Source organism: Pseudoalteromonas sp. 78C3, assembly GCF_002836695.1.
Taxonomy (GTDB): Bacteria; Pseudomonadota; Gammaproteobacteria; order Enterobacterales; family Alteromonadaceae; genus Pseudoalteromonas; species Pseudoalteromonas arctica.
Genome location: NZ_PJAV01000125.1, coordinates 1 through 24,202 on the forward strand (window position 1 = coordinate 1; position 24,202 = coordinate 24,202).

At 40.1% G+C, this 24,202-nt stretch carries 17 protein-coding genes and 1 riboswitch; of the genes, 4 read left to right on the forward strand and 13 right to left on the reverse strand.

Annotated features, from left to right (window positions below; all coding sequences use genetic code 11):
- From asnC to recG, 3 genes are all read left to right on the forward strand, one after another.
- Window positions 1–444: transcriptional regulator AsnC (asnC, locus tag CXF76_RS05935; protein WP_232785103.1), on the forward strand; the 444-nt coding region annotated here is incomplete at its 5' end.
- A 41-nt stretch (window positions 445–485) separates the two neighbouring features.
- Entirely contained in the window at window positions 486–1,172 is a 687-nt protein-coding gene (gene trmH, locus CXF76_RS05940) for a tRNA (guanosine(18)-2'-O)-methyltransferase TrmH (RefSeq protein ID WP_101163261.1), read from the forward strand.
- A gap of 58 nt (window positions 1,173–1,230) precedes the next feature.
- Complete coding sequence (gene recG / locus CXF76_RS05945; protein WP_101163262.1) at window positions 1,231–3,312, forward strand: ATP-dependent DNA helicase RecG; 2,082 nt, start codon at window positions 1,231–1,233, stop codon at window positions 3,310–3,312.
- A 180-nt stretch (window positions 3,313–3,492) separates the two neighbouring features.
- On the opposite strand, the gene CXF76_RS05950 is transcribed toward recG, so the two are convergent.
- The 7 genes from CXF76_RS05950 to CXF76_RS05980 all read right to left on the reverse strand — a co-directional run bounded on the left by CXF76_RS05950 (window position 3,493) and on the right by CXF76_RS05980 (window position 14,482).
- On the reverse strand, window positions 3,493–5,625 hold the full coding sequence (locus tag CXF76_RS05950) for an alpha-galactosidase (RefSeq protein WP_101163263.1): 2,133 nt from the start codon (window positions 5,623–5,625) through the stop codon (window positions 3,493–3,495).
- 321 nt (window positions 5,626–5,946) lie between these two features.
- Entirely contained in the window at window positions 5,947–7,425 is a 1,479-nt protein-coding gene (locus CXF76_RS05955) for an SLC5 family protein (RefSeq protein WP_024607662.1), read from the reverse strand.
- A 53-nt stretch (window positions 7,426–7,478) separates the two neighbouring features.
- Window positions 7,479–8,240 (reverse strand): SapC family protein, encoded by a 762-nt coding sequence (locus tag CXF76_RS05960; protein ID WP_101163264.1) that lies wholly within the window; start codon window positions 8,238–8,240, stop codon window positions 7,479–7,481.
- 12 nt (window positions 8,241–8,252) lie between these two features.
- Window positions 8,253–9,779, reverse strand: a complete 1,527-nt coding sequence (locus CXF76_RS05965) for a tryptophan halogenase family protein (protein ID WP_101163265.1) — start codon at window positions 9,777–9,779, stop codon at window positions 8,253–8,255.
- 194 nt (window positions 9,780–9,973) lie between these two features.
- Complete coding sequence (locus CXF76_RS05970) at window positions 9,974–12,721, reverse strand: TonB-dependent receptor (protein ID WP_101163266.1); 2,748 nt, start codon at window positions 12,719–12,721, stop codon at window positions 9,974–9,976.
- Between the two features lie 187 nt (window positions 12,722–12,908).
- A complete protein-coding gene (locus tag CXF76_RS05975; protein WP_101163279.1) occupies window positions 12,909–13,883 on the reverse strand; it encodes an aldose epimerase family protein in 975 nt (324 codons plus the stop codon).
- A gap of 200 nt (window positions 13,884–14,083) precedes the next feature.
- Window positions 14,084–14,482: an acyl-CoA thioesterase gene (locus CXF76_RS05980; RefSeq protein ID WP_101163267.1), complete on the reverse strand. Its 399-nt coding sequence runs from the start codon at window positions 14,480–14,482 to the stop codon at window positions 14,084–14,086.
- A gap of 33 nt (window positions 14,483–14,515) precedes the next feature.
- Between CXF76_RS05980 and CXF76_RS05985 the strand changes: the two genes are divergently transcribed.
- Entirely contained in the window at window positions 14,516–15,220 is a 705-nt protein-coding gene (locus tag CXF76_RS05985; RefSeq protein WP_101163268.1) for a 2OG-Fe(II) oxygenase, read from the forward strand.
- Window positions 15,221–15,239: 19 nt separating this feature from the next.
- Here the strand turns inward: CXF76_RS05985 and CXF76_RS05990 are convergent, their stop codons facing one another.
- The 6 genes from CXF76_RS05990 to CXF76_RS06015 form a co-directional block, all read right to left on the reverse strand.
- Window positions 15,240–16,475 (reverse strand): cysteine desulfurase-like protein, encoded by a 1,236-nt coding sequence (locus tag CXF76_RS05990; RefSeq protein WP_101163269.1) that lies wholly within the window; start codon window positions 16,473–16,475, stop codon window positions 15,240–15,242.
- 9 nt (window positions 16,476–16,484) lie between these two features.
- Entirely contained in the window at window positions 16,485–17,117 is a 633-nt protein-coding gene (locus CXF76_RS05995) for a 2OG-Fe dioxygenase family protein (protein WP_007579988.1), read from the reverse strand.
- Between the two features lie 200 nt (window positions 17,118–17,317).
- The gene (gene acnB / locus CXF76_RS06000) at window positions 17,318–19,915 is read right to left on the reverse strand and encodes a bifunctional aconitate hydratase 2/2-methylisocitrate dehydratase (RefSeq protein WP_101163270.1); all 2,598 of its coding nucleotides are present in this window, start codon (window positions 19,913–19,915) and stop codon (window positions 17,318–17,320) included.
- A 292-nt stretch (window positions 19,916–20,207) separates the two neighbouring features.
- Window positions 20,208–21,269: an OmpA family protein gene (locus CXF76_RS06005; protein ID WP_024607656.1), complete on the reverse strand. Its 1,062-nt coding sequence runs from the start codon at window positions 21,267–21,269 to the stop codon at window positions 20,208–20,210.
- 390 nt (window positions 21,270–21,659) lie between these two features.
- Entirely contained in the window at window positions 21,660–23,069 is a 1,410-nt protein-coding gene (locus CXF76_RS06010) for a protein adenylyltransferase SelO (RefSeq protein WP_101163271.1), read from the reverse strand.
- An 11-nt stretch (window positions 23,070–23,080) separates the two neighbouring features.
- Window positions 23,081–23,776, reverse strand: a complete 696-nt coding sequence (locus CXF76_RS06015; RefSeq protein ID WP_008167263.1) for a DNA-3-methyladenine glycosylase I — start codon at window positions 23,774–23,776, stop codon at window positions 23,081–23,083.
- 191 nt (window positions 23,777–23,967) lie between these two features.
- Window positions 23,968–24,168: riboswitch (Lysine riboswitch) on the forward strand.
- The last annotated feature ends 34 nt before the right edge of the window (window positions 24,169–24,202 follow it).

Genomic DNA, 24,202 nt, shown 5'->3' on the forward strand with positions numbered 1-24,202 from the left:
ATCGATAATCTCGATAAACAGATACTTCATGCGTTAATGGCAAATGCCCGTACTGCGTACGCCGAATTAGCAAAAAGATTTAATGTAAGCGCGGGGACAATTCACGTAAGAATTGAAAAAATGAAGCAAGCGGGGATCATTACAGGAACGCAATTAACGATTAATACTAAACAGCTGGGCTACGATGTGTGCTGCTTTATAGGCATTAATTTAAATAACGCACGAGATTATCCGCAAACGCTTATAAAGCTAGAAGCATTGGAGGAAGTGGTAGAGGCTTATTACACAACAGGTAACTACAGCATATTTATAAAGGTAATGACAAAGTCCATTGATCACTTACAAGATGTGCTGATTAATAAAATACAGGCAATAGAAGCCATTCAGTCAACAGAAACACTTATTTCTCTACAAAATCCAATTAGCCGTACGGTAATGCCTTAACTGCAAAAATCTCGTATAATTGCCGAAAAAAGAGGATAACCATGCAGCAAACTCGCTATCAAAGAATCGAAGACGTACTTTCGCGCCGTCAAACAGACCTAACCGTGTGTTTAGAAGACGTGCACAAACACCATAACTTATCTGCAATAGTACGAAGTGCTGATGCGGTTGGTTGCCATCACGTACATGCTGTATGGCCTGAAAAGCAAAAATGGCTAACAAATAATACCTCAGGTGGCAGTAAAAACTGGCTAGAGACGCACCTGCATAGAAATATTGATGATGCCGTTACTGCAATGCGTGAACGCAATCCAAAAATACAAATACTCGCGACTCATCTATCAGAAGATGCCGTTGATTTTAGAGAAGTAGATTACACCAAGCCAACGGCTATTATTGTTGGACAAGAAAAAACGGGGATATCAGAAAAAGCCCTAGAATATGCCGATCAAAATATTATTATTCCAATGCAAGGCATGGTGCAATCGCTAAATGTTTCGGTTGCTGCTGCGCTAATATTGTTTGAAGCACAGCGCCAACGTGAGCTAGCTGGTTTATATAATAGAGATATGTTGAGCGCCGAAGTTAAGCACCCACTTTACTTTGAAGGCTGCCACCCTATTATTGCAAGGCAGTGTAAACAAAAAAAATTACCCTACCCTGCACTTGATGAAAACGGCGAAATAGTCGCTGACGAGCAATTTTGGCAAGCTTTAAAACATACTTGATGGACTAAAGCTCTGTAAGTACACTTAGCCTACTCACAAATAATGAGATTAATACACTTTGTCTAAACCTAGCTTAAATCAATACCCAATTACAGAGCTCAAAGGGGTCGGTCCAAAAATGGCTGAGCGTTTGTTAAAGCTAGGTATTTTAACTGTGCAAGATATGCTTTTTCATTTGCCACTTCGCTATGAAGATCGCACTCGCTTATACGCGATTAATGAACTGGCATTGCATAGCCATGTGAGTGTTGAAGCAACAATTGAAACAAGCCAAATTACGTTTGGTAAAAGGCGCATGCTTGTTTGCCAAATCAATGATGGTACTGGCAGGCTAACATTACGATTTTTTAATTTTACCGCCGCACAAAAAAACGCATTTAGTGCTGGTAAAATAATACGTTGTTTTGGTGAAGTGCGCCGTGGCCGTGTTGGCTTTGAAATGAGTCATCCTGAATACAGCATCAGCGATACTTCCAACGAGCAGCCGGTAGCGACCACATTAACACCCGTTTATTCAACAACCGAAGGTTTAAAGCAGCTATCGATTAGAGCTTTAAGCGAACAGGCTATTGATTTACTACATAAATACTCAGTAGAAGAACTACTGCCTTCACAGTGGCAGCCATCAAATATGCCACTAAGTGACGCCTTATTATTACTGCACCGCCCACCAAATGATGTTGATGTAACTGCATTAGAGCAAGGTACTCACCCTGCTCAACAGCGCCTTGTATTTGAGGAGTTACTTGCTCAAAACCTCAGCTTATTGAAAGTAAGAGAGCAAGGGCAACAAGTTAAAGCCGTGGCATTAAATCCGGTAAACACATTAGAAAGCCAATTTTTAGAGCAACTTCCTTTTGCACCCACAAATGCGCAAAGCCGCGTAGTTGCTGAAATTAAAGGTGACATGCAACACGCGTATCCAATGATGCGTTTAGTGCAAGGCGATGTAGGCTCAGGTAAAACCCTAGTAGCAGCACTTAGTGCACTAACAGCCATTGCGCAGGGCTTTCAAGTAGCTTTAATGGCTCCTACTGAAATTTTATCAGAGCAACATGGCGTTAATTTTACAACGTGGTTTAATCAACTAGGTATAACCGTTGCTTGGCTTGGCGGTAAAACAAAAGGCAAAGAGCGCGTAGCAACACTTGAAAAAATAGCCTCTGGTGAGGCGCAAATGATTGTAGGTACTCACGCTTTATTTCAAGATGAAGTTAAGTTTAATAACTTAGTGCTTATCGTTATCGATGAACAACACCGCTTTGGTGTCCACCAGCGTTTATCACTACGCGAAAAAGGTAAGTTTGGTGATTGTTACCCTCATCAACTAGTTATGACCGCAACACCTATCCCACGTACGCTCGCTATGACAGCCTATGCCGACTTAGAAACCTCTGTGATTGACGAGCTACCACCTGGGCGTACGCCAATTACAACAGTGGCACTTCCTGATACTCGCAGGGACGATATTATTGCTCGCGTTAAATTAGCGTGTAACGAGCAAGGCCGCCAAGTTTATTGGGTATGTACACTTATAGATGAATCTGAAGTACTGCAATGCCAAGCCGCTGAAGACAGTGCACTACAGTTAAAAGAAGCATTACCAGAGCTAAACGTAGGTTTAGTACATGGGCGAATGAAATCAGCCGAAAAACAAGCGATTATGAGTGAGTTTAAAGCAGGTAATATACATGTTTTAGTTGCCACTACGGTTATTGAAGTTGGTGTAGATGTCCCTAATGCAAGCTTAATCATTATAGAAAACCCTGAGCGCTTAGGCTTAGCACAGCTGCATCAGTTACGTGGGCGAGTTGGCCGTGGCGCTACTGCATCGCATTGCGTGCTTTTATACCACGCACCACTGTCTCATACTGCTCAAAAGCGATTAGGTGTACTACGCGATAGTAACGATGGTTTTGTGATAGCTGAGCGCGATTTAGAAATTCGTGGCCCTGGTGAAGTACTCGGTACAAAACAAACAGGGTTAGCCGAGTTTAAAATTGCCGATCTTACCCGCGATAAGCACATACTTAATCAAGTTAGACCAATTGCACAGCAAATGCTTAAGCAACACCCAGAGGTTGTTGACCCACTAATTCAACGTTGGTTGGGTAACAAGCAAAATTACGCGCAAGCGTAACCACTCTATTTTCGATACTTTTGAGTTTACTAAGTTAATTTACTAAATTAGCTTACTAAGGATATAAAAAAGTCAGCTCTAAACAATATAGAGCTGACTACTGATATCTAAACTGAGCTAAGCTAAGCTAAGCTAAGCAGTATAAAAGCGATTAGCGCCTTTTACTGCTCTTAGTTAAATTTAAGCTTTGTTAAGCTCAAATATAAGCGATGTTTGCGGGAATGATATTGGCATTTGTAAACCAAACTGCATTAGCGCTTCACCTGTAAATGTTTGACCATTTACCGCAGCAATAGAAGATGGGCGATACTCTTCAAATTTTACCGGCCACACTAAATTAAGTGTGTACTGCGCATCGGCATCTAGGCCAACAAAACGAAGCTTATTAGGCGCTGTACGCGGTGTTTCGCGAACGCTGTTATACGCAAATAACGCTTTTGTTTTTTGCTCATCGATTAAACCAAAGTTAATTGATAAATCGTCGCTATCAAGGCGGTACAAATCGGCGCTATGAATAAACTCACGATGCTCTTTATGAAGTGCTATTGCCGCTTTAAGTGCATTGTATTCGTGATCGGTCAGTTCACGTGGGTCCATTTCGATTCCCATATGACCAAACATTGATACCGCAGCACGCATTTCAATGCTTACATTACGCCCTGTGATATGACAATCGCGTGGGCCTACGTGTGCACCCATAACCGACGATGGGAAAAAGAACGAACATCCACGCTGTATTTCAAGGCGATCAAGCGCATCGTTTGAATCTGACGTCCATACACGGTCTGTGTGTGCAAGTACGCCGTAATCTACACGTGCACCACCTGACGAACAGCTTTCTATTTCAAGCCCTGGGTGCGCCGCTTTAATACGGTCAATTAAACGATAAAGTGCTAATGTTTGCTGGTGCACTGCTGGCTTACCATCAAAATTACCCGCATGGTTAATATCGCGGTTCATGTCCCATTTAATGTACTTAATGGTTGGGTATTCAACTAAAATATCGTCGATGGCTTTGTATAAGTACTCAACAACCTCAGAGCGCGTTAAATCAAGTACTAGCTGATTTCTAAAGCTTAACTGTTCGTTGTTTTGGGAGCCTAAAACCCAATCAGGATGCGCGCGGTATAAATCACTATCTGGGTTAACCATTTCTGGTTCAAACCAAATACCAAACTCCATACCTAAGCTATTCACATGATCTATAACTGGTGATAAACCATCGGGGTAAATTTTGTAATCTACTGTCCAATCACCTAAACCAGCGTTATCGCCACGGCGGCCTTTAAACCAGCCATCATCAAGTACAAAACGCTCAATACCTAACGGCGCTACTTTGTCGGCTAGTTGCTTAAGCGTGTCTACGTCGTGATCAAAGTAAATACCTTCCCACGTGTTGTAATGCACAGGGCGCGCTTTTTCACGTTGAGCTTGGCTAAGTAAATTAGCTTTAACAAAACGATGGAAATTACGAGAAAGCGCACTAAAACCTTCACTTGAAAACGAGCCATAAATGCTCGGGCTTTGATACGTTTGACCTTTAGCAAGCGTAAGCTCACCAGGAAGTAATAGCTCACCCATTTGTACATAACGACGACCTTCAGCTAAAAGCTCTGCGCGTAGTTTATTATTACCACTCCAACCTAAATGAAAGCCGTAACATTCGCCGTGCTGCTCGCCTGCATTTTCGTTATGCACTAATAAACCAGGAAATACATCGTGTGATGTTTTGCCTTTACGGTTTTCACGAACAAAACTGCCTAAGACTAAATCAACCGATTGACGTTGAAATTCATTTGACCAACGACCTTCAAAGCTCACTATTTTGCTTACGCTATCTGGCAATTGAAATGTTGGCGCGGCGCAAAAATTAACGCCCAGTGGTGAGTCGCTTAAATTAGTTAATACAGTATGTGCGCTTAGTACGTCAGTGCTTTTATCAAGTGTAATGCTGTGCACGACTTCAATACCACGAAGCTTATCTACGCTTACAAATTCAAGTGTTGCGGCTGAAGGCTGACGAACTTCTTGAAGTTGTGGCCCTACTGACCATGCGATTGAATCATTTACTAGCTCAAGCCCTGGCGCACCAGTAAAGCCTTCGCCTAATAACGGAGATAGAGAAATAGGCGCTTCTTCAACCACGGCACATTTTACTTCTTGACGCGTAGCAAGCTGAGTTAGCATTGTTTCTGTTGTTTGCTCAGATAGGCGTTTACCAAAGTACAGTAACGCCGGTGTTTTGCTCTGGCAGTCGAAAATAACGGTGCTGTTTACACTGTCTAATCGATAAAATGATTTAGTGTCGGCCATGATTTTCCTATCCTCTTGTTCATTGTGTGAGTTATAAATATAACGAAAATTAGTAAGCTACACTATGTACTAAATGTATCTCTTTGCTTGAGCCACAATCTATCAGACAGTGACATTCAATAATAATAGTATATATCATATAAATTAGGTTTTGATAGTCTTTACATCGCAAATAGTCAGATAAACTCACTGGAAGTACCACTGTAATAAAAAGTATTAAACTAACCTTCGCTTTGAAGTTCTCATGTTGCTTTTAATACATATAAAAAATCGGCCAGAGTTTCCCCATGACCGATTTTGTCAGCTTAAACTATTTATAATCTATTTTTGTACTTGTACTTGGCCTGCGTCATCAAGTGCCGGTGTTTTACCTGCCCACTGCGCATTCAAACCAAATACCACTTTATTTACTATCAATGCAAAGGCTACACATACAATCAGTGTAATTGGCATTAAGTGAATGTAATGAATGTCAGTATGTAGTGGTGAGTTTGCAAATGTAAGCATGCCGTACATTACAACACCTAAAATTACTGCTGCAATACCCGCTCGTGCATCAACATTTTTAAATAATAAGCCCACTACAAAAATTGAGAATATAGGCATACTTAATAAGCCATTCAATTGCTGTAGCAAGTTAATAATACTGTCTGCTTGCTGGTAAATTGGTACAAGCACCAGTGTTAAACTTGTTAGTAGCAATGTTACGTAACCACTTAGCTTTACAACACTTGGCTCTTTATTAAAGTACGCTTCGTGAATGTCACACACATATAGTGCTGTAGCTGAATTTAATAAGCTGTTGTAAGTAGAGAGTACAGCTGCTGCCATTGCCGCTGCGAACACACCGGTTAACCATGCTGGCATTACATCACCCACAATTCGACCATAAGCAGCGTCGCCAATATCGCCATAAAGTTTAAACGAAATAATACCCGGTAATACCACAATTGCAGGGACGATTAAAAAACGAATACCCGCAGCTGCAAATATACCTTTTTGCGCTTCTTTAACATTAGGTGCTGCCATTGCTCGCTGTGTGATTGTTTGGTTAGTACCCCAGTAATACATTTGAATAAAGATCATACCGGTTAAAAGTGTTGGCCACGGAATAGGTGAGTCAGCATCGCCTATGAGTGTTAAGCGCTCCTCAGGAATACCCGTAAAGTCATAATCAATCGCATTAAGTGCTAAAAACACGACTAAAACAGCCATGCCTAGTACAAGTATGCCATTGTAGGTATCCGATACAGCAACTGCTCGCAGACCGCCAAAAAACGCATAAACAGCACCAATAATGGCAAATGCGGTGGCGATATACATTAGCGGAATATCAACCTTAAACATGGTTTGCATAAATAGCGCGCCAGAATAAATAACCGCTGGCATATAAATAAGTGCATTACCTAAAAAGAATAAACCACCAATAACAGCGCGAATATGTTTGTTGTTATAGCGCTTTTCTAAAAGCTCTGTGGTCGTTGTACAGTTGTATTTGTAATAAACAGGAATGAACACTTTGGCTAAAATAATCAAACCTATAATTGCTGCAAGCTCCCACCAAACCAGTAAAGCCATTTGGTTACCATTCATACCTACAAGCTGATCAGTACTTAAATTAGTTAATGTGATTGAACCTGCAACAAACATCCAAGTAAGGCCACCGCCCGCTAAAAAATACTCTTTGGTTTGGCTTTGTCCGTTATTGCGATTTTGGCCTCGGCATTTCCAATAAGTAAGGCCACCAATTAAAGCGGTGACAAAAACAAAAACCACCAGCTGTAAAATGTTATCTGACATGTGTGTGTCTCCTGCGCGTTATGCGCAATGTCTGTGTAATAAAAAAGTGTACGCTACAGCGCGTGCGCATCTCGACTTAGTTCTAACTTAATCTGCTTTAAAGGCATAAGTTCGGGACGTTGGTTATGCAGCTTTACCAATGCATTTAACTGAAACAAAGAAATAAGCATACTGTTAAGCACACTTAAGTAACCCTGCTTTTGTAGTTCTGCAATGGTATTGCTATCTAATGTTTGCAATTTGTCTTCATCAACGGTGCTCAAACCTTGAATAGTTTGGGTTTCGCCTTGTTCAAACTGCAATACAATATTTATGTTTTTAATGAGTCCTAAACGCGCAACTTCTTGGGTAAATTGATACGTTTGGTAATCATTTTTTAAATCGCTTTCTAACAACTTTTTCTGTGCACTTAAAAATAAACTTGGGTTACCTTTAGCATCAAATAGTGACTCACCCTGCTCGGTGTTTACGGCTGAGCTTTGCTCATCAATCGCAATAAAATAATCGCTACTATTTGCTTCTCGAGTCATTAAGTAAAGCGGCTGGGTTTGCATGCATACGGGTGTGTAAAGTGCCTGCCATTGGTTGTTATTTACCAATAGACTTTGCCCAGCACTAAAGCTTGTTAACGCTGATACGGTATAGCTGCCATTTTGTGCGTTACGTGCTAAAAAAACAGGTAAGTCGCAGGCTGCTTTTGCTATTTCATTTGCTCTTAAATTAACTAAATGCTGTTTTTTTGCGTATTCAACAGCGGCATTAGGGTTAATTTTTAATGTTTGGTGTTTGGTGTTTACTAGTTCACTAATAGCCATAGTTACACATCCTTAAACTGGGTTAGCTGCTAACCACTGCTCTATAAAAGCACGGTGAGGTGGCAAAGTTTGCAACATCTGCTGTGTAAGCTGGCTGTTACGTTCAATTATTTGTTTGGCTTGCACATGTTGTGAATACAAATATGCTTGTTTAGTAAAGTCAGGCTTAAAGCCCATACCGTACAAAACATACTGATAACTGGCAGCAGGGAATAACTCTAATGCGCCATGAAAATCTTGAATAAGTGGGCCACGGCTTCCCCAAAGAAGTAAATCTTCTTGCAGGGTTTGTGGAATAGTATTGGGCTGTACATGTGCTTGCCAGTAAGGCTCTGAGCGCTTGGTTAGCATGTAATGAAGCTTTAAAAAGTCGATAATACGCTGCCAGCGGTAATCCATTTGCTCGTTAAAGCGTTTAGCTACAATAGACATTACTTGTGTGTCTGCTGGCATGTGCTCTGCTACAAAGCGTGCTGAAATTTCAACAAGCATAATAGCGGTTGCTTCAAGCGGCTCTACAAATCCTGCTGACATACCAATAGCAACACAGTTTTTATGCCAAAACTTCTCACGGTATCCTGATTCAAAACTAATTTTACGGGCAGTTAAACCGTTTGCTGCATCGCCTAAATAGTCTCTTAGGTTTTGCTCTGCTTCATCGTCTGATAAAAATTTGCTTGAATAGACATGCCCTACACCTCGGCGGTGCGTTAAACCTATATCCCAAATCCATCCAGCGTTTTGCGCTGTTGCTATGGTATGGCTGGCAAGAAGCTGCTCGTTTTCATCGTAAGGGACTTGCATAGCCAGTGCGCTGTCGTTAAATAGCACGTGGTCCATTTTTTTAAACGGTACGTTGAGCGCTTGGCCTAATAACAATGATGAAAAACCAGTACAGTCTATGTATAAGTCGGCATTTATGGTGCGGGTTTGATCTTTTAATGTCAGCGTATTTATTGCACCACCGCCATCAAGCTTTACCTGATCAACAGTACCAATAATATGCTCTACGCCAAGCTTACTTTTACAATGCTGTTTAAGCATTTCTGCAAAAGCGCCGGCATCTAAGTGATAAGCGTAATTACAATTACCTTGATATTCACCCTGCGCTATACCTCTTGGGGCTAAGCTTGCTTCGCAAATATCATGTTGAAAATTAGTTTGCTGTGCAAAGTCTTCAACATTATCTAAATAAGGGGCTAAATCTATGCGGCCGTAGCCTAGCGGTACAGTAAATGGATGGTAGTAAAAGTCGTTGTTGCCGTGCGTCCAATTTACAAACTTCCCGCCTTGTTTGAAGGTAGCATTACAGGCTTTAAACACATCGACTTCACGCAAGCCTATTTGCTGAAGTGTGTTTTTCATCGTGGGCCAGGTACCTTCACCTACGCCAATAGTTGGAATGTCTGATGATTCAACCAACATCACTTTTAAGCCGTCACCATTTTGACCTTGGTGATACGAAGCTATAATTGCAGCGCTCAGCCATCCTGCTGTACCACCGCCAACTACCGCTACTGTTTTTATTGCTTTATTCATAATGGACTACTCTTTGAGTATTTCTGATAACGTTTTATACAACAAATGCCCGTTAGGGCATTTTGATTTAATGTGTATTCATTTTAGCCAATTAGGTTAACTAATATACATTACTGCTAAATTAACCTAATTGGTATTAGCACCTTGGTGCTGTAATGAAAACTAAGAGGCTAAAAATACGCCTCCATCATTAATTAAAACGATCCGCGAATACCAAACGCGTAACGTGAGCCATTATCTTCTACTGAATAGATTTGGTTAGCAAAACGACCTGTTTGTACTAGCTCTTCTTCAGTAATATTGATGCCTTCTGCAAAAATAGTGAAGTTTTCGTTAATATCGTAGCTTGCACTAATATCCCACTGACCGTAAGTTTCTACGTTAACTGGTTCACCGTTAAAGCCGTTATCAACTAAGCGTAAAAAGCCTTCACGGTTGTTAAATGCAACACGTGCTTGCCAGTTATCTTGCTCATAGAAAAATATTAAGTTTTGTGAATCCCCAAGACCTTCTAGTGCAAATGTTTGTGTAGTATCGTCACCCACACTAATGTCGCTATTCACAACAGTTGCATTGGCAATAAAACCAAAGCCATTTTCAAACATGTGAGTAACACCGACTTCAAAACCGGTTACAGTTGCAGACTCACCATTTTGAGGACGACTTACAGTGTAAACTTCTGAACTACCAACAAGTTCGTCATCTGTTTGGTCTGTACATGTAGTACACGCAAAATCAGGACCTGAACGGTCAGACATTTCGTATGTTTCTGCACCTGTTAGGGTAACAATAAAGTCATCTACTTCTTTACTAAATACTGCAAAGCTAAATAAGTTAGCATCGTTGTAGTACCACTCGTAAGAAATATCCCAGTTTTCAGACTGGAATGGTTTAAGTGCTGGGTTACCACCACTTGCCGTTAAATTTTGACGACGTGGCTCGTTAAAGTTTGTCGCAGGAGATAGCTGAGACATAGTTGGGCGAGTGATACTGTCGTACGCTGCAAAGCGTAAAATCATGTTATCTTGCAGCTCTAACTTAACATTTAAAGAAGGGAGTAAGTTTGAGTAGCTAGTACCTTGTTCAATGCTTGTAGCCGGGCCAAATACGTTAGCAAACAATGTTGCGTCAGATGTTGGTATTACATCGCTAATAAAGCTTTGTATTGCAGCAACTTCAATATCAGTTTCTGAGTAACGCGCGCCAAAGTTAACTGTTACGGGCATATCTGAAAGGTCAAAACCAAGCGTAAAGTCCATGTATAAGCTAGTGATGTCTTCGTTAATTGTATAACGGTTATTTTGTAGTGTTGGCTCTACAGGGAAACCTTGATCGGCTAGGTAATCAAGCATTTTATCACCGTCGTAGCTATAAAATGTATCGATTAAGCCTGGGAAGTAATTGCTTGCTTGGTATGCTTCAAAATCAATTGCATCAAGTGGCGCTTCTGTCCCGTAACCACAGAACTGACATTGACTACCAAAGATTTGAAAGCTTGATTTTTCACGCTCTTGGCGATAAGCACCAAAGTTAATACGATCAACTGGGCCTTTATCTGGCACATATTCAAAATCGGCTTTTACTTCAGTAATTTCATCTTCATCTGTAAATTGATTACCAATTTCGTTGTAATGAAGTCTCGCTAGGCTTGGATCAGGCAATGAACCATTTTCAAAACCGTCATGCTGTACAGTAGGAATACTGCCAGTACCGTCAAAAGTATAGCTATTAATAATACCTACAACGTTAAAACGGTCAGTACCTGCTCGGTCATTTTCGGCTGTTGAGCGAGATACATCAAATTTAGCTTTTAATGACTCGTTTACTTGCCAATCAACGTTAATACCAAATGCTTTATTAGTTACATCACGTGAATTACGTGTATGCGATACAAAGTCACTTGCAGGGTCGCCACTTGGCGCGCCTAAACCAACTTCTTGAGAGAAAGTTAAAAGAGTGCCTGTTTCTGGATCAATCGTTGCACTGCCTACGCGGTCTGGTTCAAACCAAGATGCTAAATCGCGTACTGTTGAGTCAACTTCGAATTTTGAAATCATGCCATCAACAGTAATCGTAACATCGTCAGACGGTGCGTATTGAAGTACTAAACTTGCATTTGTACGCTCGCGGTCTTGCTCATCAACTACTTGGTCCCAGTTACGAGGAATGTAAGCATTTTCAAACAATACACCATCCGTTGGATTAGAAATTGTTTGGCCACCGCGCCAACCAGCCGTTAAAATTTGGTTATTTTGAAGTTTACGTTGTTGATTAGTGATGGCAAAAAGCACACCTAGCTTGTCATCGTTAAACGTATTACTTATTAAGAATGATGTTGATGGAGATACTTCTTCAGAAAGGCTTTCGTACATACCTTTAACTGAACCTAAAATATGTAAACCACCAAAATCAAAAGGACGTGCTGTAGTTACGTTAACCGTACCACCAATGCCGCCTTCTTGAAGAGTTGCTGTATTACTTTTATAAATATCAGCACCGGTGATTTGATCCGCAGCCAATACATCAAAGTTAAATTCACGACCTGCACTGTCTGTCGCAATTTGACGACCATTAACAAGTACAGTATTAAATTGTGGACCAAAACCACGAATAGTTACCGCTTGGCCTTCACCACCACTACGGTCAATTGCTACACCTGTAATACGTTGCAGAGATTCTGCTACGTTTAAATCAGGAAATTTACCAAGATCTTCTGCTTTAATCCCGTCTGTAACAACATTAGATGCTTTTTTATCTAACATTGATGAACGTAAGCTGCTGCGGATACCCGTTACTGCGATAACTTCAACATCTTCATTTACTACTGTAGGCGTATTGCCTTCAGCGCCTTGAGCTGCAACGTTTCCGCTTGCCAATATGCCTGTGATAGCAATACTGATCGCGGTTTTCTTGTTGAACGATAACTTATTGTTAATTATCATTTTTTAAAAACTCCTGATTGTGTGTAGTCGTTGTGTCGTTGTGGTAGTGCATATAGTTTCAAATACTATTTATATTATAAATACTTTAAACCAGCAAAAAGTGCAACCTTTTCCTGAATTATGGATAGCATTTAATCACTGTATTTTTGCTTTTAATTTTCTTTAAATTAACATTAGAATGCTGTATTCATTCAGAAAAAGAGTAAATAATAACCTGTTCGTAATCCTCTCCCGGCAATAAATTAGCTTTTGGAAAATTTTCACGATTTGGCGCATCTGGCCAATTTTGCGCTTCAAAACACAAAGCTTGCCGTGCTTTAAAAGGCGAACCAACAAAGTTTGCGGTATAAAGCTGCATGCCTGGCTGCGTACTTTTAAGGGTTAAACTAACGTTCGTGTGTGGCGAAGTTAATGTAGCCATCGTCTTTAAACTGCTGTCATCATTAAAAATATAGCAGTGATCAAAGCCATTTCCAGCTTCTAGTTGAGGATGAACGGCGCTTAAGGCCTCACCAACTTGAGCTGGCTTAGTAAAGTCAAAGCAGGTACCGGTGACTGATGCAGATTCATTAAGTGGAATACTAGTTGTATCAATAGAAAGATAGTAATTGGCATTAACTTGAACAAGGTGTTCATTAATTGATTCGCTGCCATCAAGATTAAAATAGCAATGGTTAGTAAAGTTAACGAGCGTTTCTTTATTGGTTAGCGCTTTAAAGTGCAGAGTAAGCTCGCCGTTTTTAGCGCTAATCGTTTGCCAAACCTGCAACTCACCGGGGAAACCTTGTTCGCCGTCGGGCGAGCAATAATAAAGTTCAACTTCACTTTCAGTTTGTTTGGTTACTTGCCAAAGTACTTTATTAAAGCCTTTAACGCCGCCGTGCAGGCTATTAGGGCCGTTATTTGCTTCTAGTTGATACTGCGTACCAGATAAGTTAAAACGCCCCTTTGCAATGCGATTAGCGTATCGACCTACTGTAGCGCCAAGATAAAATGGGTTTTCAAGATAGTATTGAGGATCATCGACGCTAAGCGTCATTTCTTGTTTTTTAAATTTAATGCTTTTTATTATTGCGCCAAATGGCAAAATTTCAGCTGTTAAATTTTGACCATCACTGAGCTGAATAACTTGTAAAGGTTGGTTATTGGCAATAGATGTCACACGCATTCTCCAATCAAATTACCGAATTAACATTTCCTGTTATAACGGCGCAACAATATATAATATAAATAGTATATAATTGAAGCCTGTAACTCAATCTAAATACGTTGAAATTTCTCGACAAATATTTACAGCTGCCATCATATATTTACAATAATTCAGCTCAGTATGGGCTTATGTAAAACATAAGCCTCGTAAGGTTAACTGCTTTGGTAAATGTGCTCGTTAAGCGCTGCTTTTTCGTCAATGCTAAGCGCTTGCTTTGATTTAGCAATAAAATCGTACCTCACCATCACAGCTTTGCCTATTGCACAGCATTTATCGTGTTGCCATGCTTCCTGTCTAAGCGTAAAAGAGCTAATGCCTATATGCTCTACAGAGGTTTTTACGGTCACTTCGTGGCCATAAAATAATTCGCCCACAAACGACACTTCAACTTTGGCGATAATCAATTTCCAATCATGCGGGTTTAAGTCCGGTGTAAAAAACTTAAAAATAGGTCCACGTGCGACTTCAAACCATACAGGGAGTACGGTATTGTTAATGTGTCCGAGTGCATCTGTTTCGCTAAAGCGCGGCATCACTTTTTCAATAAACATAAAAATCCAATAATAATTATATAAAGGTAAACCATGACGGACTTTATACGCGTTGTTGATAACGCATTAAGCGATGAGTTTTGCGATGAATTTATTTCCACATTCGCGCAAAGCCCGCATGTAAGACAAGGGGTAACATCGGGCGGTGTCGACTTAAAGAAAAAAGACAGTCACGACCTACACTTAAATAATCACCCCGAATATGCACAACAATTAAAACATATACAACAAACGACTGCACAGCATGTTTTTAAGTATGTTGAAGAGCATATTTTTATGATGATTGGGGCGTTTGGCTTAAAGGTCTATCACCCAAAAACAGGTGAAGTAGTCGATTTAACCCAAGAGAATTTTGAAGAAGTGGGTAAACCGCAATTACCTTTGCTAGTGCAGCAAATTTTTAGACTTGGTAATATTCAAGCGCAAAAATATGAAGTAAACAAAGGTGGCTACCCTTACTGGCATAGTGAAGTTTACCCGCAGCTACAGCACAATGAAGCTTTGCATCGCGTGTTGTTATTTATGTTTTATTTAAACGATGTAGAAGAAGGTGGTGAAACTGAGTTTTACTATCAAAATCGTAAAATCGCACCTAAAAAAGGCACTATGGTAATAGCCCCAGGCTACTTTACACATACTCATAGAGGTAATAAGCCAGTATCAAACGATAAGTATATTTTAACATCGTGGGTGCTGTTTAATCGTGCAGAACAAATATATGGTGCGCCAAAGAGTTAGCGCACCAAAACTTATATGATTAACCTAGTAGCTCATCAAATAAATCAAATAACTGATCAAGCTCTTTAATGGTGTTGTAGTGCATACAACCAATGCGCACTACACCGCCTTTATCAAGCACATCTAATTGCTTGCACAAACCTTGGGCATAAAAGTTACCATCCCACACGCATATATGCTGTTTACCTAAAAATTCTGAAACAGCGCGTGGCTCAAGCCCTTCAAAAGTTAAAGCAAAAGTAGGTGTACGCTCATTTAAGCGATCAAAGTCATCAATACCAAACAGCTTAATGCGTGGGTAGTTTACCAAGCGCGTTAAAAAGTGCTCACTAAGCGCCATTTCGTGTTGTTTAGTTTTAGCAAAAGCTATGCTTAGCTTTTCGCGGCGTGAATGGCTATCGTCAAGTTCGCTAATTGCTGCAATGTAATCAACAGCCGCGATAAAACCCGCCATTGCCTCAAAGCTTTGTGTGCCGGTTTCCCAACGACCTGGTGCTACGTCTTTAGCTGGCTCAACTTTATAAGGTGTAAACCCTTCTAAATGTTCTTTTTTACCGTAAACCATACCTAAATGCGGGCCAAAAAACTTATATGCAGAGCAGGCTAAAAAGTCGCAATCAAGTGCTTGCACGTCTACAAGTTCGTGCGGTGCGTAATGTACGGCATCAACATAAACAAGTGCGCCTACAGCGTGAGCAAGCTCAACAATACGTTTAATATTATTAATTGAACCGGTGGTATTTGAAGCATACGTTACCGCTACAAGCTTAGTGTTGCTGTTTAATAAGCTTTCAAACTGCGCCATATCTAAGCTGCAATCTGCTTCGTTAATAAGCGCTGTATTTACCTTTACGCCTTTATCTTCTGCGGCTTGTTGCCACGACGATACATTTGAGAAGTGATCTGCATTGGTTACAATTATTTCATCGCCAGCCTGCCAGTCACGTGAAATTGCACGGCTAAAGCTAAATGTTAGGCTGGTCATGTTTGGACCAAACACAATTTGTTGTGAGCTAGGTGCATTAAGTAAATCAGCGGCGGCTTGGCGCGCATTCGCCATCAACTCAACCGTTTTATCACTTGAAAAAAACGCGCCACCTAAGTTCGAATTATAATGACCTAAATAAGCTGTCATCGCATTAAGCACCGATGTTGGCACTTGCGAGCCACCTGGTCCGTCTAAAAATACGGGCGATTTACCATCAACGTTTTGCATTAATGCAGGAAACTGCTCACGTAATTGCGTTATGTTCATGCTTATTCCTTAAGACGTTAATACAAAACAATCCAGGTAACCTGGTTTGCTAGCATCAATTTTGTTCATAGGTGTTGCGTTATGCCACACTTGACGGTCGTTTATTAATGCAAACATGCCGTCTTTTATTTCCATTTTAAAACAAGGCTCAGCTTGCTTGTTTTCGTATACAAGTAGCTCGCCGCCTTCTAAATTCTCGTGAGAAACACCACATATACATACATGATCAAAACCATCTTGATGCACGCCTTCTGGCGCTGCCGGCGTATCGCTGTTAATTGCAAGCATACGGAACTGATGAATTTCAATATCACGCTGCTCATCAATACCCGTAAGTTGGCGAAACTCATTTACAATGCTTTTCATGCCTTCTGACTCAAGTAAACTTTGCTCTAGGTTTTCGTAAGTACGCTCTACATTACCTTGAAAAGTATTAATTGAATCGTCTTGAACAAATGCTTTGGTTTGTTGTAACTTTATTTCACCATTTTGCATTTTAACTACTGAGTAACGACGTTTACGAAAGGCACCATCTGCATATGGATTTGCAGGCAGGTTATCAAAAGAAGGCTTAACCAAATCAATATTTGCTTGGTTAACAAAACGTAGTTGCAGTAAATTCTGGTTGTTTAATGCTGTCATAAAATCTCGCCTAAGATAATGAGAATATTGATGAGGATTTTAATGCATTTTGATAGGAATTTTTGCGCGATTACTTACTTTAAAAGCAACTTAAGACTAGATTTAATACAATAATATAAAAAAAGAAGCATGAACTATCTAATATTTATTTTAGCCAATAAAAAACCCGCCTAAGCGGGTTTTTAAACAAACTCTAAAAATTATACAGCTTGTTGAATAATCACGTTGTCTGCTTTTTTAGTGTAAGCAGGCATACGGTGGAAGTTCAAGTAACGGTATGTATCTGACGCCGTTGCATTGATCTTCGCAGCATATTCTTGGTACTCAGCAACTGTTGGTAATTTACCAATGATTGCAGCAATTGCAGCAAGCTCAGATGATGCTAAGAATACGTTTGCGCCATTACCTAAACGGTTAGGGAAGTTACGTGTAGAGGTAGACACAACCGTTGCTTTATCTGCAACACGTGCTTGGTTACCCATACATAGTGAACAACCTGGAGTTTCGATACGTGCGCCAACACGACCAAAAATACCGTAGTAACCTTCTTCTGTAAGTTGGTCTTTGTCCATCTTAGTAGGTGGAGCAACCCAAAGCTGAGTCGGAAGTTGACCTTTAAAGCCATCAAGCAACTTACCAGCAGCACGGAAGTGACCAATGTTAGTCATACAAGAACCGATGAATACTTCATCTATTTTCTCGCCAGCAACATCAGAAAGAAGACGCGCATCATCTGGGTCATTTGGAGCACAAAGAACTGGCTCTTTAATCTCAGCTAAATCAATTTCAACGATATGCTTGTACTCTGCATCAGCGTCAGCTTCCATTAGTTCTGGGTTAGCTAACCAATCTTGCATTGCAGTAATACGACGTTCAATCGTACGTACATCGCCGTAACCTTCAGAAATCATCCACTTAAGCATAACAATGTTTGATTCTAGGTATTCAGAGATAGACTCTTTAGATAACTTAACAGTACAACCTGCTGCCGAACGCTCTGCAGATGCATCTGATAATTCAAACGCTTGCTCAACAGTTAGGTGCTCAACGCCTTCAATTTCTAGTACGCGACCAGAGAATTCGTTAATTTTACCTTTTTTCTCAACTGTTAATAAACCTTGTTTGATACCGTAGTAAGGGATTGCATGAACAAGGTCACGTAAAGTGATGCCTGGTTGCATTTCGCCTTTAAAACGAACCAAAATAGATTCAGGCATATCAAGTGGCATAACACCAGTTGCTGCTGCGAATGCTACTGCACCCGAACCTGCTGGGAATGAAATACCTAATGGGAAACGTGTATGTGAATCACCACCAGTACCTACGGTATCTGGTAATAACATACGGTTTAACCATGAGTGAATAATACCATCACCTGGACGAAGTGAAACACCGCCACGGTTCATGATGAAATCAGGAAGCGTATGGTGAGTGCTTACATCGATAGGCTTAGGATAAGCTGATGTATGACAGAATGACTGCATTGTTAAATCTGCAGAGAAACCTAAACATGCTAGATCTTTAAGTTCATCACGTGTCATAGGACCTGTTGTATCTTGCGAACCAACAGTTGTCATTTTAGGCTCACAGTACTGACCTGGGCGAATACCTGCAACGTTACATGCTTTACCAACCATTTTTTGCGCTAGTGTGAAGCCTTTATCAGAAACTTCTGTTGCTGTTGGTACTTTAAATGTATCAGTTGCACCTAAGCCAAGAGATGTACGCGCTTTATCAGTTAAACCACGACCGATAATTAGTGGAATACGACCACCAGCACGAACTTCATCTAAAATCACATCAGATTTAAGTTCAAAAGTAGAAATCACTTTATCAGTACCATGTTGCTTAACAACACCTTCGTACGGATAAATGTCGATTTGCTCACCCATGTTGAGTTCATCAACATTTAATTCGATTGGTAATGCGCCTGAATCTTCCATTGTGTTGAAGAAAATTGGAGCAATTTTATTACCTAAACATACACCGCCAACACGCTTGTTTGGTACGAACGGGATATCATCGCCCATAAACCAAAGTACAGAGTTAGTTGCAGACTTACGAGAAGAACCCGTACCAACAACATCACCTACGTAAGCAAGTGGTAAACCTTTAGTTTTTAATTCTTCAAGCTGAGTAATTGGACCTACTTCGCCCGCTTTATCAGGTGTAATACCGTCACGTTCAATTTTTAGCATTGCTAAAGCATGAAGTGGGATATCTGGACGAGACCATGCATCTGGTGCAGGAGACAAGTCATCAGTATTTGTTTCGCCAGTTACTTTAAATACAGTAACTGAGATCTTTTCAGCAACAGCTGGCTTATTAGTAAACCATTCTGCATTTGCCCAAGACTCAATAATTTGCTTAGCGAATGTATTACCTGCTTTTGCTTTTTCTTCTACATCGTAGAACGCATCAAACATAAGTAATGTATTTGAAAGGCCTTTAACTACGATTGGTGCAAGTGTTTCGTCATCAAGTAGGTCAATCATTGGTGCGATATTGTAACCGCCCAACATTGTACCTAATAATTCTGCCGCTTTTTCTTTAGAAACAAGTGGAGAATTAGTTTCACCTTTAGCTACAGCTGCTAAGAAGCCCGCTTTAATATAAGCAGCATCATCAACACCTGCTGGTATACGCTGAATGAACAAATCTAAAATGAATTCTTCTTCACCTGCAGGTGGAGTTTTGATTAATTCAATAAGATCAGCAGTTTGCTGAGCATCTAATGGCGCTGGTACGATACCTAACGCGGCACGTTCTTCTACGTGTTTACGATATTCTTGTAGCACAATATTGCCCTCTTGGTGACGTGAAAGTATCCGGTAGCGCTTCAAGCGCAAATAAGTTACCCAATACTTATAGTATTCTAACGCGTAATTATAAAGCTTTTATGGATAGATGAAAATCCATCCAGTTACGCAACTGATTATACCGATTATAAATACTATGAATAGTGGTTGTAGTAAAAACTATTTTCATGAATACTTGTTAAGTAAGAATCATTACCATTAAACAATACTAATTTATTACAGGCATAAAAAAACCCAGCACTTGGCTGGGTTTTTATTATAAACTATTTAATTAACGTAAAACTTTAACGTTTTTGATAGTTTTGATATGCGCTTCTACACGACGGTTTTCTGCGTTTGCAGCTTTAGTGTTTGCATCATTTTTAAGACGCTCTTCACCTAAACCAACTGTAGTAATACGGTCTTTAGCAATGCCATCAGTAACTAATTGCTTAGCTACTGCATCAGCACGTTTTTTAGATAACCATTTGTTGTAAGTTGCTTTACCTACAGAAGAAGTGTGACCTTCTAAAAGTACTGTTGTATCTGGGTAATCTTTTAAGAATGCAGATACTTTTTCAATATCGTTTAAGTACTGAGTAGATACTGCTGAAGCATTGTTAGGGAAAGTCACTAATAAGCTTACAGTCACTTCTTTATCTTCATATAAAGTACAACCAGTGCCATCAACTGCATCAGTCATAGGTGTGTTAGCACACTTATCATCTGCATCAGGAATGTTGTCGTTGTCGCTATCTGTAGGAGCTACAGCTACTTCAATTACCTTAGGCTCTGGAGCTGGTTTAACTGGCTCTACAGGAGCTGAATTTTGGCCAAATAAGTAGTTAATACCAATTTTAGCGCCTACATCTGTGTAACCACGGTCAAGACCTTGGTATACAGCTGTTTCAGCATTTACAAATAAGCCATCTGTAATGAAATGTTGGTAACCAACACCTGCATTTAAGAATGTATTGTCATCTACTACGTCTATTTCTTTAATACCGAAAAGACCGTAGAAAGGACCGCCATTTAAATGGTAAAGAGCATCAATACCGTAACGCTCGCCATCAATACCGTTGCGGTTGCCAGCAACTTTATCAAAAGCATTAAAATCCATATCTGCATATTCAAGACGTGCGCTCCAGTAATCACTGAAACGGTAACCGGCTTCAACACCCCAGCCAGTTGATTCATTTACATCAAGACCAGCTTGAGCACGCATGTTTTTCCAAGATGCGTCATAATAGTCGCCAAATGCGCCAATGTAGAAACCTTCTTCTTTATCAGCAGCGAATGTAGATGCGCTAGTTGCAGCCAACGCGATTGCAATTGTAAGTGATTTTAATTTCATTGTTTTCTTCCCATTTGAACAATTTTAAATTGTAGCTAATCGATACTAGCTCAATCAGTTTTATATAGACTAACTGAGCCTTTGTTAATCAATACTTAACGAAAAATAAAGTTTATAACTTTTTTCTATGCCTCGTCACAACACACATCCACTTACTATAGGCGAAATTAAAACTTTATTGAAAAATAAATATAGTAGTTTGTTGTAAATTAGTACTTAGCAAGGAATGTAAGAGCAATTAAATTAAATGCACTTATAAATGCAAAGAAATATTGCTTGGCTTTAATTCGGCGCATAATACCACCAGAATTAACATTACCCTAGGTATATGCACATATTTGATTAAAAAATGACTCTTTTTAATCATGTAGTTATACTCAAAGTTAAGTATTAAGTACCACAAAAAGTTTGGTAATCATTATCATTTATCGGTGCAGCCTGAAATTCTGATAATTTTTCACTGTCAGAATACGGGTTACTGGCTATTTTTATAAAGCGCTGTAGTAACTCACTAGACCCTGTAGCGTTATATTGTGCAATTATTTCTTCGATCACATGATTACGCGGTATTACACGAGGATTTGCAGCTCTCATTATTTCATAACTATTATCGTCGGTTAAGCTTACCCACTTAGCTCTCCATTCAATTAGCGACTCAGGTATTACTGTTTCTTCTTTTAAAGATTCAGTAAGCGCATCGAAGGTATTGGTGTAATCGAGCTGATTATCTTTTAATAGTGCTAACAACTCTGCGATTAACTCGCCACTACTATTGCAAGATTCATTTAAACCCAGCTTTTCTCCCCACATAGCCGTAAACTCAGTATTAAATTGCTCAGCAAAGCTATTAATGTATGGCGTCATTAACGAAACAGCTTGTTCGTCATCATCGCTGATAAGCGGTATTAAACTCTCAGCTAAACGAGCACAGTTCCAGTTAGCTATATTAGGTTGATTACCAAATGCATACCGACCTTGTTTGTCGATAGAGCTAAATACAGTATCAAAGTCAAAGCTATTCATCATGGCACACGGGCCGTAATCAATGGTTTCTCCGCTTACTAGCGTATTATCGGTATTCATTACTCCGTGAATAAAGCCAACACGCATCCAGCTCACAACTAGCTTAACTTGGTTTTTAATCACAGCGCCTAAAAATGCTAAATAGCGCTGCGATCCTGTATCTGTTATTTCTGGGTAGTGTCGCTCTATAGCTAAATCGGCTAAATTTTTAAGTCCTTCAACATCGCCTTGCGTCGCTAAATATTGAAACGAGCCAACACGAATATGGCTCGTTGCTAAACGAGTCACTATGGCGCCTGCTTGTGGCGGATTACGATAAACCGTTTCACCACTACCAACAACCGCTAAGCAGCGTGTGGTTTTAATGCCTAGTGCATGCATTGCCTCGCTCATTACGTATTCACGAATAGCAGGACCAAGAGCACAACGCCCATCTCCCCCTCTTGAGTAAGGAGTAGCACCAGAGCCTTTTAATTGAATATCCCACAACTGGTTTTTATCATCATTAATAGCGCCCAGTAAATGCGCTCGCCCATCGCCTAAACGTGGTGAAAAATGTCTAAATTGGTGCCCAGAGTAACCAAGTGCTACTGCAGGAATCGCCTGTTTTTCGTTACCGCTAAAAGTGCTAGCACGCAAATCAGCTGCAACGTTAATATTAAACTCTTTTGCTAAGCTCTCGTTCCACAGTAATAACTGAGGAAAGGCAACACTTGCAGGGAAATCTTCTATCGCAAAGTTTTCCGTAATGTCTGTGTATCTTGGCACTAATTTCATGGTAATTCCTATTATTGCTGACTTATACCAACACGGTTGTCACCTACGCCATAGGCCACAATTAAGCTCAACTCTTGCATACTTAAGCCACTTTGCTTTTGCATTTCGTTAAAAAAGGCTTGGGCTGCACTCAGTGATTTTTTAGTTTGTAAGCCGCCGTCTATAATTTTATGGGCACGCAAATAATTCTCTACATCGCGTGATAGTAAAAAAGTATCTTTACCAAGTGCTCGCAGTGCATAAGGCCCTGTATTTCCGCCTAAACGCGCACCATGCTTTTTTAAATACGCCCATAAACCAATAATATCGTCTGTTGGCCAATTAGCGATAAACTGACTAAAACTGCCATGTTCCCCTGCTATTTCGTGGATCATGTAAGCATTTTCGGTAATTGTTTTTACTTTTTTATAGTTACGAACAATTCGCTCATCCGTTGCTTTTTGTTCCAGCATATCAGGTGGCATCATTAATAACTTATCAACGCTAAAATCCCAAAAAACCTCTCTAAAGCCTGGCCACTTATTATTAATGACTGACCAATAAAAGCCACTTTGAAATACTTTTCGAGTAAATTCCTCAAGCCAATCGTCGTCACTTAACGTGCTTAGTTGTTTTTTAGATAGCGGTTTTGCGAGTAATAACTTAAGCATTTTTTCAGAGCCTTTTCGCTCTACCGCTCGCTTATAAATATCGCTAAATTTTTCCATCTGATTAATACCTTACTTCTACTATGGGTCTAGTGTACGAGAAAAGCACCCAATACGTAACCACCCCTCTTTTCGGTGAATTAATCTGTATTTAGTAGCTTGACACCCAGATGGCTAAAATGCTTTAATCGCCGTAATTACCCTATTTAAATTGCACAGGTTTGTAAGTTTTACTCTACAAACAGGTGCAAAGGGCTAGAAGAGGTGCGTTATTCAGGTAGCGTATGTTAGGAGCGCAAACTCCAGTGAGCATACGTGAGGGGAATTAACGCCGAGAAGTAACCACTTTTGCGAGGTGTTTATTTCGGGCGACTAGGTTGAACCCTAGCGACTGTCACCAATAGCTGCTTATAAAAAGCAGCTTATTAGTTTGGTGGAGAGCTTCTGGTCTTAAATATTAAGGCCGTGCGCCCTATTATTTTAAGC

Excerpts from the sequence above, each read along its gene's own strand:
- trmH (WP_101163261.1), top strand. The coding sequence starts at position 486 with ATGCAGCAAACTCGCTATCAAAGAATCGAAGACGTACTTTCGCGCCGT.
- CXF76_RS05950 (WP_101163263.1), bottom strand. The coding sequence starts at position 5,625 with ATGGCCGACACTAAATCATTTTATCGATTAGACAGTGTAAACAGCACC.
- CXF76_RS05955 (WP_024607662.1), bottom strand. The coding sequence starts at position 7,425 with ATGTCAGATAACATTTTACAGCTGGTGGTTTTTGTTTTTGTCACCGCT.
- CXF76_RS05960 (WP_101163264.1), bottom strand. The coding sequence starts at position 8,240 with ATGGCTATTAGTGAACTAGTAAACACCAAACACCAAACATTAAAAATT.
- CXF76_RS05965 (WP_101163265.1), bottom strand. The coding sequence starts at position 9,779 with ATGAATAAAGCAATAAAAACAGTAGCGGTAGTTGGCGGTGGTACAGCA.
- CXF76_RS05970 (WP_101163266.1), bottom strand. The coding sequence starts at position 12,721 with ATGATAATTAACAATAAGTTATCGTTCAACAAGAAAACCGCGATCAGT.
- CXF76_RS05980 (WP_101163267.1), bottom strand. The coding sequence starts at position 14,482 with ATGTTTATTGAAAAAGTGATGCCGCGCTTTAGCGAAACAGATGCACTC.
- CXF76_RS05985 (WP_101163268.1), top strand. The coding sequence starts at position 14,516 with ATGACGGACTTTATACGCGTTGTTGATAACGCATTAAGCGATGAGTTT.
- CXF76_RS05990 (WP_101163269.1), bottom strand. The coding sequence starts at position 16,475 with ATGAACATAACGCAATTACGTGAGCAGTTTCCTGCATTAATGCAAAAC.
- CXF76_RS05995 (WP_007579988.1), bottom strand. The coding sequence starts at position 17,117 with ATGACAGCATTAAACAACCAGAATTTACTGCAACTACGTTTTGTTAAC.
- CXF76_RS06005 (WP_024607656.1), bottom strand. The coding sequence starts at position 21,269 with ATGAAATTAAAATCACTTACAATTGCAATCGCGTTGGCTGCAACTAGC.
- CXF76_RS06010 (WP_101163271.1), bottom strand. The coding sequence starts at position 23,069 with ATGAAATTAGTGCCAAGATACACAGACATTACGGAAAACTTTGCGATA.
- CXF76_RS06015 (WP_008167263.1), bottom strand. The coding sequence starts at position 23,776 with ATGGAAAAATTTAGCGATATTTATAAGCGAGCGGTAGAGCGAAAAGGC.